Origin of the sequence: Chitinophaga filiformis (assembly GCF_900102545.1) — a bacterium.
Classification (GTDB): Bacteria; Bacteroidota; Bacteroidia; order Chitinophagales; family Chitinophagaceae; genus Chitinophaga; species Chitinophaga filiformis.
On record NZ_FNBN01000003.1, the window covers coordinates 995,979 to 1,009,641 of the forward strand.

At 46.4% G+C, this 13,663-nt stretch carries 11 protein-coding genes; 8 read left to right on the plus strand and 3 right to left on the minus strand.

Going from position 1 to position 13,663, the window contains the following annotated elements; all coding sequences use genetic code 11:
• Positions 1-32: 32 nt before the first annotated feature.
• From BLR32_RS16195 to BLR32_RS16215, 5 genes are all read left to right on the plus strand, one after another.
• Entirely contained in the window at positions 33-2,246 is a 2,214-nt protein-coding gene (locus tag BLR32_RS16195; RefSeq protein WP_089834186.1) for a molybdopterin oxidoreductase family protein, read from the plus strand.
• A gap of 21 nt (positions 2,247-2,267) precedes the next feature.
• Positions 2,268-2,837, plus strand: coding sequence for a 4Fe-4S dicluster domain-containing protein (locus BLR32_RS16200; RefSeq protein WP_089833564.1), 570 nt, complete (start codon positions 2,268-2,270; stop codon positions 2,835-2,837).
• Between the two features lie 11 nt (positions 2,838-2,848).
• Positions 2,849-3,373 carry a Rieske (2Fe-2S) protein gene (locus tag BLR32_RS16205; RefSeq protein ID WP_089833566.1) on the plus strand — a complete coding sequence of 175 codons (525 nt, stop codon included), beginning with the start codon at positions 2,849-2,851 and terminating at the stop codon, positions 3,371-3,373.
• 26 nt (positions 3,374-3,399) lie between these two features.
• Positions 3,400-3,654, plus strand: a complete 255-nt coding sequence (locus tag BLR32_RS16210; protein WP_089833567.1) for a DUF6755 family protein — start codon at positions 3,400-3,402, stop codon at positions 3,652-3,654.
• A 104-nt stretch (positions 3,655-3,758) separates the two neighbouring features.
• On the plus strand, positions 3,759-4,223 hold the full coding sequence (locus BLR32_RS16215) for a GNAT family N-acetyltransferase (protein ID WP_089833569.1): 465 nt from the start codon (positions 3,759-3,761) through the stop codon (positions 4,221-4,223).
• A gap of 5 nt (positions 4,224-4,228) precedes the next feature.
• Here the strand turns inward: BLR32_RS16215 and BLR32_RS16220 are convergent, their stop codons facing one another.
• Both BLR32_RS16220 and BLR32_RS16225 read right to left on the minus strand, forming a co-directional pair.
• On the minus strand, positions 4,229-5,422 hold the full coding sequence (locus tag BLR32_RS16220; protein ID WP_089833571.1) for a winged helix-turn-helix domain-containing protein: 1,194 nt from the start codon (positions 5,420-5,422) through the stop codon (positions 4,229-4,231).
• A 63-nt stretch (positions 5,423-5,485) separates the two neighbouring features.
• Positions 5,486-6,514, minus strand: coding sequence for an aldo/keto reductase (locus BLR32_RS16225; RefSeq protein ID WP_089833573.1), 1,029 nt, complete (start codon positions 6,512-6,514; stop codon positions 5,486-5,488).
• Between the two features lie 254 nt (positions 6,515-6,768).
• On the opposite strand from BLR32_RS16225, the gene BLR32_RS16230 reads away from it, so the two are divergent.
• Positions 6,769-7,299 (plus strand): DinB family protein, encoded by a 531-nt coding sequence (locus tag BLR32_RS16230; RefSeq protein WP_089833575.1) that lies wholly within the window; start codon positions 6,769-6,771, stop codon positions 7,297-7,299.
• A gap of 126 nt (positions 7,300-7,425) precedes the next feature.
• Here the strand turns inward: BLR32_RS16230 and BLR32_RS16235 are convergent, their stop codons facing one another.
• Entirely contained in the window at positions 7,426-10,839 is a 3,414-nt protein-coding gene (locus tag BLR32_RS16235; RefSeq protein ID WP_089833577.1) for a DUF7133 domain-containing protein, read from the minus strand.
• Positions 10,840-11,047: 208 nt separating this feature from the next.
• Between BLR32_RS16235 and BLR32_RS16240 the strand changes: the two genes are divergently transcribed.
• Positions 11,048-12,583 (plus strand): alpha/beta hydrolase-fold protein, encoded by a 1,536-nt coding sequence (locus BLR32_RS16240; protein WP_089833579.1) that lies wholly within the window; start codon positions 11,048-11,050, stop codon positions 12,581-12,583.
• 208 nt (positions 12,584-12,791) lie between these two features.
• Entirely contained in the window at positions 12,792-13,661 is an 870-nt protein-coding gene (locus BLR32_RS16245) for a COG1470 family protein (protein WP_089833581.1), read from the plus strand.
• Positions 13,662-13,663 lie beyond the last annotated feature (2 nt).

Sequence of the window (13,663 nt, forward strand, 5' to 3'; positions counted from 1 at the left end):
GGCAGCAACGCCGGAAATTAAATACGTTCAGCATGGCAACATTACCTGTATCTCCCGAAAAGATCATTCACCATTTTGGTCCTCATCTCAACTTTGCGCCGCAGGAAGGTTATGTGGGAAGAGATGAACCGGATGCTACCGTGAAAACACATTGCTGCTTTTGCGGTATGCAATGTGGCATACAATTGCTGGTCAAAAATAATAAGGTAGTAGGCTTTGAGCCATGGATGGAGTTCCCCTTTAATGAGGGCCGTTTATGTCCCAAAGGTGTACAACGTTACCTGCAGAATAATCATCCTGACCGTTTGCTGGAACCTTTGGAAAGAGTAGAAGGAGAAGGCTTTAAGCCCATTGCCTGGGATAATGCACTCGACAGGGTAACATCCGAAATCAAACGGATACAGGATACCTATGGTAAGAATGCATTCGCGCTTTTGTCGGGTGTATCACTGACGAATGAAAAGAGTTATCTGATGGGTAAATTTGCCAGGGTGGCAGTGAAAACAGCCAATCTCGATTATAATGGCAGGTTGTGTATGGTAAGCGCTGGCGCGGGAAACAAAAAGGCGTTCGGACTGGATCGGTCTTCCAATAACTACGCAGACCTGGAGCATGCGGAAGTGATCATTGTAACCGGTGCCAATGTGAGTGAAACTTTTCCTACGCTCACACATTGGCTCTGGCGGGCGAGAGATAATGGGGCGAAATTGATTGTTATAGATCCCCGGGTTATTCCCCTGGCCAGAACAGCAGATATACACTTACCTGTCAAGCCGGGCACTGATTCCGCTTTGTATGGCGCCATGCTTAAATACCTCGTGGACCATGATATGCTGGACCATGATTTTATCAATCATCATACAACAGGTTTTGAAGATACTATCGCCGCTGTAAAGGACTATACCCTGGAATGGGCAGAAACTGTTACCGGTGTCGATAAAGAAAAGATACGCCAGGCAGCGGAGCTGTGGGGGAAGGCGAAGACGAGTTTCTTACTGCATGCCCGCGGAATAGAACACCATTCCAAAGGTGTAGAGAATGTGCTGGGATGCATTAACCTGGTATTAGCCACAGGACGTATTGGTCGTCCTTACTGTGGTTATGGTACCATTACCGGACAAGGCAATGGTCAGGGAGGAAGGGAACATGGTCATAAATGTGATCAGCTACCGGGGAACCGCGATATCACCAACCCGGACCACAGAAAATATATAGCAGATGTATGGGGCATTCCTGAAGCGGAGTTGCCCGGGAAAGGGCTCACTGCCTGGGAGCTGATAGAAGCCATACACAGGGGAGAAGTAAAGGGACTGTTGTCCATTTGTTTTAATCCGCTGATATCATTACCCAACAATAATTATGTCAGGGAAGCACTGGAGAAACTGGAATTCTATGTATGTATTGACTTCTTTTTAAGCGAAACGGCCAGGCATGCAGATATTGTACTGGCAGGATCGCTACATGAAGAGGAAGAGGGCACGGTGACCACTGCAGAGGGTAGAGTAGTGCGTATCCGCAAGGCGGTTAATCCACCGGGGAGCGCCCGCACAGATACTTCTATCATCCTGGACCTTGCTGCACGGCTTGGTGAGGCAGATAAATTCAGTTATCCGAACTCAGAAGCCATATTCAATGAACTGCGTATAGCTTCCAAAGGAGGGACTGCAGATTACTATGGCATCACCTACAAAAAAATTGAGGATAATATGGGTGTTTTCTGGCCCTGTCCTTCAGAAGATCATCCCGGTACTCCCAGGTTATGGGAGGATAGGAAGTTTGCTACGCCAGATGGTAAAGCACATTTTAATCCCGTAGCATTCCGTGAACCTTCAGAGGTAACAGATAGTGGCTACCCGGTTGTGCTTACTACAGGCCGTGTCGTATCCCAGTATCTCAGCGGTACACAAACAAGGCGTATTGGAAAGCTTGTAGGAATTGTGCCGGAACCATTACTGGAAATACATCCGGAACTGGCACAGCGTTATGGTATACGGCAACGGGAGACTGTACGGGTGACTACCCGTCGGGGCACCGGAGATTTTGCTGCCAATATCGTGGAGACGATCAGGAAGGATACTGTATTCATCCCTTATCACTGGCCGGGTAGAAAGTCGGCAAACCAGCTGACCATCGGTACGCTTGACCCGGTATCTAAAATCCCGGAATTCAAGGTATGTGCCTGCCGCCTGGAGCCGTTGGGAGTGTTTACCCAACCCGGTGAGACAATTGCATTTGATAGTATCTGAATCACACTAAATACGCTGACAATGGAAGTAACCGCCTATAGAACGAATATGGAGTTCTTTGTGGACATGCAACGCTGTATTGGCTGCAGGGCCTGTGAAATGGCCTGTGCTGAATGTGAGACCAATGGTCAGGAGAGTATGATCCATGTCAATTATGTTGAACGTGCTGTCACGATACAAACCACGGTACAGGTATGCATGCATTGCGACGACCCGGTATGTGCGCAGGTATGCCCCGCAGACGCGATCACGAAAGATGAATTTGCGGTAGTACACAGCGCAAATACAGCCCGTTGCATAGGATGTTCCAATTGTGTAATGGCATGTCCCTTTGGCGTACCGATAAAAGAAGAAAAGTACGACATGATGATGAAATGTAACATGTGTTATGACCGTACCAGCGCTGGTAAGAAACCTATGTGTGCAACGGTGTGTCCCAGTCAGGCTTTGTTCTATGGAACAAGGGAGGAGATCAGCCGGATGCGTCCTAACAGTACGCCTGTCAATACATTCATCTTCGGAAAACAGGAGGTTACTACTAAAGTAAACATCATGATGCCGAAAGGAAGCACTCACCTGAAAATCCATTAAACTAACGAGGTATGTCAGATCAAGTCAATGAACCACACTGGAAACGGGATTTTCCAATACAAAGAACAGAAGCAACAAAAGTAAGCCGGCGTGACTTTGCCCGCTTTCTCTGCCTGGTATCCGGCGGACTCGCGACAGGTAGTGCCTATGTAGCTGTGAAAGCCAACTTTTTTCCACCGGAAGAAATCAAGGGTGAACATTTTGTTTGTAAGGCAGCAGGTGTTCCTCTGGGAGGTACGCGTTCGTTTGTGATAGAAGGCAGTAGTATACCGTATATTCTCATTCACCTGGAAGACGGCAGCTGGAGGGCTTATGAACAAAAGTGTACTCATCTTTCATGCGCAGTGTATTATAAACCCGGTAGCGGACAGATTGTATGTCCATGTCATGAAGGATTCTTCGATGCCATGACCGGAGAAGTGCTGGCCGGACCGCCTCCAAGACCATTGCCGGCCCTTGAAGTAGTGATGCGCGGGGAGGATGTATATGTGAAAGCAGGCAATGAGGGAATCGCTAAAAATACTGGTCGCATGTAAATATCCATCCTGTCAAATCAAAGCAAATGAGCAATTTTAAAGACGCGCAGAATAAAGCACACCCGAATAAGACAAACACCCTGATGTCTGCCTTGATTGTGATCCTTATTTTAAACGTCAGCATACAGATATGGTTGTTGTATACCGGTCTTAATAACGCACTTGGAAAGAATAAGGATGTTGCCCTACCGGCATTCATCGCCTCGCTGGTCTTATTTCTGATAGGTTTTTTCTGGTTATACTTTTTGCCAATGGGGTATAGAGAAAAAAAGAACAAGTAGGCAATTGCGGAATTTAATAGCTTTGATAACTTCATCTATGCTGACATTGGATAGATGCCTTTTATTAACCGCGAACTAAATTCGTTTTTGAAGCCCACATTGATATGGATGCTATAGTAACAAGAAAAGCTACATTGAATGATCTGCCTGTACTCAATGACTTCCTGCGGCAATTGGTGAATGCAGAGAGACCTTTTGATGTAACCATAAAGGATGATACGGTTTTGTATTACGATCCCAGGACGTTTATAGAAAGTGATAATGCTGAACTGTTGGTATTGGATAAAGATGGTACGCCGGTAGGGTGTGGTTATGCTGACATCCGACAGGCGAAGTCATATTTAAAGCATGAGGAATATGCTTATCTGGGATTTATGTATGTTATGCCTGAGTACAGAGGTATGGGACTCAACCAGCAATTAATTGCTGCGCTCAAGCAGTGGACGTTGTCAAAGGGCATCAGAGAGGTACGCCTGGACGTGTATGAAGAGAATATATCCGCAGTGAAAGCTTATGAAAAAGCAGGGTTCAAAAAGCTGCTTTCAACAATGCGTTGTGAGATAGAATAGGATGATCAAAGCCCCTCCTTTATGGCCTTGACATACTTTTTATTGTTCGATTTTTTAATTGTGATCTCCCTGCACTGGTTGAATCGTGCAAATGCCTTGATGGCATCGGTAAGCTTCTCCAGTATAGGTTCGCTTAGTTCTACCGCCTCGAAGTGAAGATTATGAACGATCAATGTCTTTTGTTTCCGGTCAGCCTTTGAGTCCATCCGGGCTACGAATGTATCGCCGATCAATATAGGCAATGAAAAGTATCCGTATTTCCGTTTAGGTTCGGGAACAAAACATTCGATCTGGTAATCGAAATTAAAGAAATCCCGCAGACGGTGTCTGAAAACATTCAATACATCAAACGGTGAAAGAATGAAAGCATCTCCCGACAACTGAATCTTTTTGTCTTTATAGCCAGGGAGCATATAGAGGGGGGCGCTTTTAAGCCCTTCGACCGCCACCTGGCAAATCTGACCTTCTGCTACGAGCTTTTGCAGCTCCTGTTTTACTAAGTTATCCTTTACCCGGCGGGCCCGCCAGGCAATTTCTTTTACATAAGCGATACCCAGTACCTGCAAGGTGCGCAGGATAATATGCCTGGCAAATTCCTCCTGTGCAGGCATTGTTGTATCAATGTCTCCCGGGAGGATGTTGATGGGCAGGTCATATAGTTTGTGGAAATCCTTATTTCGTGTGCACATCAGCTTTCCTTCCATGTACAACCGTTCCAGCGCGATCTTCGAAGGCCGCCAGTCCCACCAGCCTGAACTCGCTTCCTGCCGGTCGTTATCAAAGTCTTTTACAGTTAGCGGCCCATCCCGTTCTATCCTGTCCAACACCTTTTTCATCAGACTGCCTTCGGCCTGTGTGAGTGGTTTCCCGTTCACAGCAAAGCTCTCCTTTACAGGTAAGGAAAAACGAAAGTCGTGCATAGGCATATAGCCCGCGTCAGAGATAAAGAATTCAAAGATCCTTCCATCTTCCTGTAGATCTTCCAGCCATTCCTGTTTATAGTCAGGTACGCGCGATGCGATGGTATGGTGATGGGCGCGCTCGACGACATAGTTTGTATCGATCTGGACAAAACCGAGGTGATCAATCAATTGATAGACTGCTTCAGGTCCCTTTCCAAATTGTGCCCGTTTAGAGAGGCCTGCTGCGTGGAGAATGATTTTCCTGGCTTGTGATGGCGTAAGGATATGTTGATTCATAGATGTGAAGTAAATAAAAAAGGACACGAAAATCAAAAGAAAAAGCAGGCACGAGGCCTGCTTTTATTTTGTCCCTAGTATTTCTTTGTGTTTCTGATCTGCCAGATTTTGTACAAACCAATGAGGGTATGAAACGCCTGGTTGTGTCAGATCGTCCAGTGTTTTAATCTCGGTATCGCTTAGTTCTACTTCCACAGCTTTCAGATTATTTTCCAGCTGATGAAGCTTACTGGCGCCAACGAGAATGCTGGATACCACCGGTTTGGCCAGCAGCCATGACAGCGCAACCTGAGCGGGAGAGGCACTGTGTGTGGCTGCGATTTCCTTTAATACATCCACCACATCGTAACCTTTTTCTTTGTCGAATGGTAAGATGTCGAATCCTGACAGACGGTTATCCTGATCTTTCGCGCCTTCGCGTGTATACTTACCGCTGAGGAAACCGCCAGCCAGCGGGCTCCATATAGTCATTCCAATGCCTGCATGCTGCATGAATGGAACGATATCATATTCTACGTCCCGGCCCAGCAGTGAATAATACATCTGTCCATTGCAGAAAGTAGCCCAGCCACGTTCCTTTTGCATCTGGTAGGCGATGGCTGCTTTCCATACCGTCCAGTTGGAAAATCCTATATAACGGACCTTGCCTGCACGTACCAGCATATCCAGTGTTTCCAGTGTCTCTTCTAATGGTGTATAGGGGTCTTCCTTATGCACAATGTACAGGTCTATGTAGTCTGTGTTCAGTCGTTTAAGGCTTTGTTCGCAGGAGAAGAGAATATGCCTTCTTGAAAGCCCTGCCTGTGTAACCGGTTCGCCTGTTCTGAAGCCTACCTTCGTGGCGATCACTACATCCTGGCGGCGTTTAGCGAGGGCTTTTCCTAACATTACTTCCGACTGACCAGCAGAATAACCATCCGCAGTATCAAAAAAATTAATGCCGGCATCTAATGCCTTATCGACCATTATCTGTGCGTCTTCCTGTGTTACTTTGTATACCGCGGTAATGGATGGATCGTTGCCAAAGGTCATAGTGCCAAAAGAAAGCCTGGAAACTACCAGGCCGGTATTGCCAAGTTTACTGTACTTCATAAATGATTTTTTATAATGGCTAATAGAAGATGTGAACAGGTTATCAATCCTTTTTCTGTTTCAGGGAAGCGTAAAGCTAATGGAATCCGATGTACAATCCAAGAAAGGATGCTCCACTCTTCGTGTAAGCTATCGGGTAAGTTAATTACTTCAGTAAGTATTACGAGGGTGAGCACCTGTGTAGAGACTGAGTACTAGTGATCTATATAAGTTAAATTTACCTACATTTGGTATTGTACCATCATTTATTTCCCATGAAAAGAACTGAATGGTTTAAAAGAACCTTTCCCATAATTGAAGACAATGGCCTGTTACCTTGCATCATGGAACGTCTCAGTGGAACGCCGGCGCGTGTAGAAGAAATAATCGGCCAGCTGGATCCTGACCTGCTGACAATAAAACCAAACGGCAAGTGGAGCATTAAAGAAGAGATAGGACATCTTGGCGATATTGAACCCTTGTGGGACAGGAGGATTGACGATTTTGTAAACGGATTGACAGAGCTGAGGCCGGCAGACCTGACAAATCAGGCTACGCATGATGCTGATCATAATGCTACAAAAATAGTGACACTACTGCAACGCTTCAGGGAACAACGGCAGGCATTGGTGGATAAGCTTCTCACATTGACAGATGAACAACTGGAAAGAAAGGCATTGCACCCAAGACTGAAAACACCGATGCGGGTCATTGATCTGGCATATTTTACTGCAGAGCATGATGATCATCATCTGGCGTGCGTGCGGGAAATTGTGAAGGAGTATTCCGGTGAATATAAGGTATAAATATAGTCTTCACTTTAAAGGCCCGGATAATCTCCGGATTATCTCTATGCTTCAACTGTGTACGTCGAAAAAAATGGCTGCATCAAAATATCTGATGCAGCCATTTCTTTATAGCAAATAAGCGTATTAATTATCTGTCTTCTGTTCCGCCAAAAAGCTCACCACATCTCTTATTTCTTTCTTTGACAGGATTTGTGTCATATTCGGCATACTCGATTGAGCGTACTCTTTATGCGTGATCTGATCAGCAGCAATGGTACGTTCGGTATCTCCTTCCTTGATTGTTATCCCTGTTTTAGTTTCTCCTTTCAGAATACCACTCAGCTTTTTACCATCCTTCAGTTCCAGTATTACCATACCAAATCCTGGCGCCAGTCGCGCGCTGGGGGTGATAAGCGCCTGTAGTATCTGTTCCCTTGAAATACGACCCGCAACACCATTTAAGCGTGGGCCTGCGGTGCCGCCACGGTCATCATACGAGTGGCAACGCATACACTGGGAGTTCTCATTATGGAAAAATATCTGCCGGCCCCGTCTTGGATCACCACCCAGCAGACAACTGCGATAGGAGGCCATCATATCGTTGGAAGACAGTTTACTGTTCACCGCTTTGTAACGGGTTGCCAGTTGTGTAGAGCGACTGCTATCAATGGCCTCACCCAGTTCAAGATAAATATCAGGATCCAGCTGGCCGGCAGCCATCTTATCCAGCAGGTCGTTCAGCGGTTTCTCTGTATACTGTGACGGCAATTTGCCCAGCGTGAGCAGAGCAGCCTGTTTTTCCTCCATCGTCTTGTTTGCAATAACCCCTGTGAGCAGGTTTACCATTACATTTTCGGATAAATGCATTTTTCCCAGGAGATCCAGACCAGTTACGCGTACTGTCTTTTCCTTGTCAGCCAATGCAGCAGTGATGCCTTGTTCTACACCGGCATCCTGGAGGGCTACCAGTGCTTCCAACGCAGTTGCACGCATTTCTGCATCTTTGTCCGCCTTTACAGCGGCGAGCAATTGAGGGCCTGCCTGTTTGATCTGCAGTTTGGCAATGGCCTTCGCAGCGCTGATGCGTACCGGCAAGTCTTTGTCCTTTAACAGGGCTGTGAGTGGTGCCGTGGAAAGATTCACTACAGGTGCAGGATTCCTTTTTACTTCTCCACGCAGTCTGCCGTCAACGCGGTCCAGTACAGATGGTTTCGCCCATACGCTTAAAGCGTCTATTGCTTCTGCCCGCATAGGCGCCGGACTGCCTGCTTTTTGAGAATAGGCCACCAGGTTGTGCATGGCGGCGTCTGTACCGACGCGCAGGTTAGCGTTGATAACACGGCGGATCAGGGCTTCATTTTTAAAAGTGGTAGTACCCAGCAGGTTAGCCAGGGCTGGTAATGCCCCATTAATAGAGAGGTCATCGTTGATAGCGCGGGCAGTCTCTGTTACTACAAATTCGTCTTTATCGTTCAGAAATGCTGCTATACCCGGATGGCTCATCCTTCTCAGGGCCACTACAGCAGCAATGCGCAGTGCACGGGAAGGGCTGTTGGCCAGCGCAATCAGTGGTTCTGCCTGACCTATGCGGGACAGTGCGAGGGCGCCTGCATGCCGCTGATAGGCGTCTACGTCATTATTCGCTTCCAGGAAGGAGATAAGTGGTTGTACGGCAGGAGCGTACTGAATCCTACCCAGGGCTTCTGCTGCAAAGAAACGTGCACGGCTGGCCGTATCCTTCAGGACTGGTACAAGGGCTGCTCCGGCTTCCTTATAGCGGATATCACCCAGCCATTTGGCTGCCTGGGCCCGTATTTCAGGATCATTGTCCTTTAACAGGGGTAACAATGCTTTGGCATATTGTTTATCCTGGCGGGCCAGCTGGCTAAGTCCCCAGATAGCGTGTACCCTTGCTAACTGGTTGTCAGTTTGTTTTAATGCCTGTTCGAATAGCGGAGCGCCTTTTTCTTTACGTTTTACCAGCTCAAACTGGGCTTTCATGCGAACGCGCATATCAGGATTCTTCAGCAGGTCGCCCAGTTCTGTTTCCTTACGTTTGCTGAAATCTTCTGCCAGTAAGGATTTAGTAGTTTTTCTTTCCGCAGTGGCGGCGGCTGTTTTATCATCCAGCTTCCAGATACGTCCGTAGTTATGTGTACCCCAGCCATCTATCCAATCGGCTACATATAAAGCTCCATCTGGCCCGAAGTCAATGCCGGTAGCCAGTACGCCACCCAGCACTTTCTTATGCTCACCCAACTCAAAGGTGGCGCCTTTAGGGTTCAGCTTAAATGCGTGTATACCGGAGCTGGAAGGGTTGCCTACAAACTCTGCTACAAAGAATGTGTTCTTATAAGCGGGGCCCAAAGCGGTACCCGGATTATATACAAAACCACAAGGACCATTTACGAAGTTGCTGATACAGGGGGTGATATAAGCCGCCTGACCTTCGAAACGGGGCGTGTACATCTTTTCATCCATCCATACCTTGTAGGTGTTATTGTCCTGATCGCGGTATTTACCGTATTGCCAGTTGCTGCGCCAGCCCTGATCACCGCCATTCACCAGGTATACCAGGCGCTCGCTTTCACCGGGGTGGTCGCCGTCATTGTCTTCGCTGATGATGTTGCCATATTCATCAAAGGCAAATTCGTGCGTATTACGGATGCCATAGGAATAGATCTCAAAATCGCTGCCATCCGGGTTGGAACGGGCCAGTACCCCACAGTTGGGGAAGGACCATTGTTGTCCATCGGGTCCTTTACCGTTAAAGCCGATATCACCTATCTGCCAGTAAATGCGTCCATCAGGACCCATTTCCACGCCTGACATGCCATGGCCACTGAAGCCCACATGGATACCGTATCCGTGGGAAATAGATGTTTTTTCATCTGCAATGCCGTCATGGTTTTTGTCACGTATACGCCAGAGGTCCGGCGCTACAGCCAGGAACAGGTCATCGCCTTCTGCGAGTACCCCGCCGGCAACATCGGTTACCTCATCGTGGAAGTCGTCCACTACCAATTGTGCCTGATCTGCTACACCGTCTCCGGATACATCATCCAGACGGTATACGTGTTCCTTTTCTATGGTCAGGTCCCGCCAGTCGTGCGAGCTGTCGCCATTCAGGTCATCCAGCCACAAGTTCTTTTTGCTGTTCTCGGGAGACAGCTCCTTATGCAGGAAGGCACGGCGGTCTTCTACCGTTTGCAGACTGATGGATGGAATTTCCCAATCGCGGTGCCCGCGTATGTCAAATTCAGAATGTTTCTGCCTGTCGGTGGTGGTGTAATACACCCTTCCCTGGTCGTCTATATCAATAGCAATAGGAGATATCACCAGTGAGTCAATACCCCATAGGGTAAGGGACAGATTATCCGCCAGTTCAGGCTTTACCATGGCGCCAATAGAGTCTGCCAGATGGGCCGTAAGGATAGTATCCATTCGTTTGATGCGCTTGTCTGCCGGGCCGGCATCCTGTTTACAGGCAGGAAGACAGGCCGCGGAAAAGAGCAATGTTGCCAGAATTGGATCTTTTAAAGCATGCAGTTGTTTCATAATAGGAAGCAATGATTGTCAATTGTACACAATTATATAGTTAAAACCTGACCGATTAAGATAGGGCAAAAAAAATGCAGAAGGGAATATTTTTTTTGAATGGAAGGACAGGTGGAGCAGATTCGCAAGGTTTGTTGGATAGAAAGCTCTATTTTGGTGTCAACATTGTTTTATCCAGATACCATTAATAACCAAACTATACATCCCAATGAAAATTAGATTTATCCTTTTCATGATACTTATAGTAATAATAAGTAGCAGGCCGAATGTAGCGAAAGCTCAGGACACTGTCTGGCGAGTATTCGATGTAGGAAGACTCGACTCTATCAATTCAACTATACTAAAAGAGAAACGGCTTTTGCAGGTATTCGTACCTCAAAGCTATAAGCCGGGCAGCACTGAAAAATATGATGTGCTGTATGTACTTGATGGCGGTAACTGGAACACCGGCTTAATAAACAAGGTGCAACGATTTGTAGAAGGAGAGGGGTATATGCCTCCAACTATCGTTGTGAGCGTGCTGGGTATCGATCGTATTAAAGACTTCACGCCCACTCATATAGATGACTGGAAAACCTCGGGAGGTGCAGCTAACTTCCTTGGTTTTATCAAGGATGAACTGATCCCCTATATCAATAAAGCATATCCATCTAATGGGGATAATACAATATGGGGGCATTCATTAGGCGGGATGTTTGTTATCAATGCAATGTTAAATGAGCCCAAAACCTTTAAATCATATATTGCTGTTGATCCAAGTCTCTGGTGGGATAATCTCTATATACAAAAGATCGCACCTGGTAAGTTGCCCGCATTGGCTGGTTCCAATATCACGCTATTCATGAGTGGCAGAGAGGGCAAGGATGGTGAAGGCATGAGGATTGCCAGTATGGATACTGTCCTGGAAAAAATGGCTCCTGCAGGATTGACCTGGAAGCATATTAATTATCCAGATGAAACACACAGTTCGGTAAGGTTTAAAAGCATATATGATGGATTGAAGTATTCTTATGGATGGCATAACGGTCAGATTGAATTTCATCCGATGAATGGTATCGTGTCGAAAGACAAACCTTTGAAAGTATGGTACTTTGGTGATACGACAAAAGCTTATTATACGCTTGATGGCACCCAACCTACAATTTCGTCTGCCAAAGTATTGCCTGAGATCAATATAACTGATGCTACAAAAATCACTGTAAAACAGTTCACCAACCGGTCACGTTATGATAAAATAAAAACTGGTGAGTTTACCGCTGGAAATGCTTTAAGTCCTGTTTCAAAACAAAAGAATATACAGGCAGGCGGTTTTCATTATGCTTATTATGAAGGTAAATGGGATAGCACCACAAACTTTAAGAATCTGAAGCCACAACAGGAGGGCATCACCACTGCCGATTTCGATGCAGATAAGCTGCCGCGTAAGAATGATTTTGCTTTGGTGATAGATGGACTATTGCAGACAAAAGAAGATGGCTATTATATCTTCGTGCTGGATGCTGACAAAGATTCGAAACTATATCTTAACAACAAGCTACTGATACAATGGAAAGGTTCTTACAGCAACCGCACGTATTCATACATCTTACCTCTGGAAAAGGGGTATTATCCTTTTCGATTGGAATATCTGCATACGCATGAAGATTTTAAATTAAAGCTGTCTTATCTCACACCGGGTATACTGAATACTAAGGAGCCTATTCCAATTCCCGTGGATCTTCAATATCGTGTGGGAGATAAGTGATACGTATACAATTCTTATAGTAATGCTGCTTAGTATGGATCTGACAGCCTGCCCGGAACGTATGGGCAGGCTGTTTCTCTTGTTTTCCAACCTAACACAAATTTTTTTTAAATTTCATTTGGAAAAAATATTCACTTTATTTTAAATTAGCGGGCCTTTTTAAAAGGCGCTTTTGTTTTATTAATGAATTTAAGTATTTGTTAGTTTTATGTTAGCGCTAATTCGTCAATCCCGGCGAAACGAGGGCCGAGGATTCCGCCTTTACATCCCTTTCTGTCTTATTGTTGCGGTATTTTCTTTTGTTCCACTTTCATTTAAGGGTAGTCCCCCGGCCCGTGCCCGGACTTCGACGTTCACCGCCCGCCTGATCAATCTGGAAGCAACATCCAGGGAAACATTCAGGTACAATGCCTCCCTGTACAATGGAAGGAATCATGCAGCCATCTTTGAATTCAATGCCCCTGTACCAGCCGGTTGGAGCACAACATTCCGGGTAGATGGCATGCAGGTTACCTCCTTCAGGCTCGATTCAAACAGGACACAGGATGTGTCCATAGAGATCGTACCCTCGCCTGCGGTAACACCGGGGAAATATAATATTCCGGTTACCGCTGTCGCTGAAGGTGATACCTTACTCCTTGCACTGGAGGCCGTTGTCAAGGGAACATATGCTGTGGAGCTGACAACTCCGGACGGGCGTTTGAGCGACGAAATTACGGAGGGCAGCCGCAAACCTATTCACCTGACAATAAAGAACACCGGCTCGCTTCCCCTTGACGGGCTGGAGTTATCCGCACAATCGCCACCCAAATGGGACGCTACTTTTGAGCCGGCTAAAATTGAGCGGCTGGAGGCTGGTAAATCAATAGATGTTATTGCAAAGTTGCATGTACCAGACAAAACGATTGCCGGTGATTATGTGACGAATTTCACTGTTAAGAATGCCAATGCAACCGCCAATGCTACTTTTCGTATGACGGTTACCACTTCATGGCTGGCAGGCTGGCTGGGCATATCGGTGATCCTGTTGGCTATTGCAATTATCTATTACCTGATCCGAAAATACGGCAGAAGATAAGC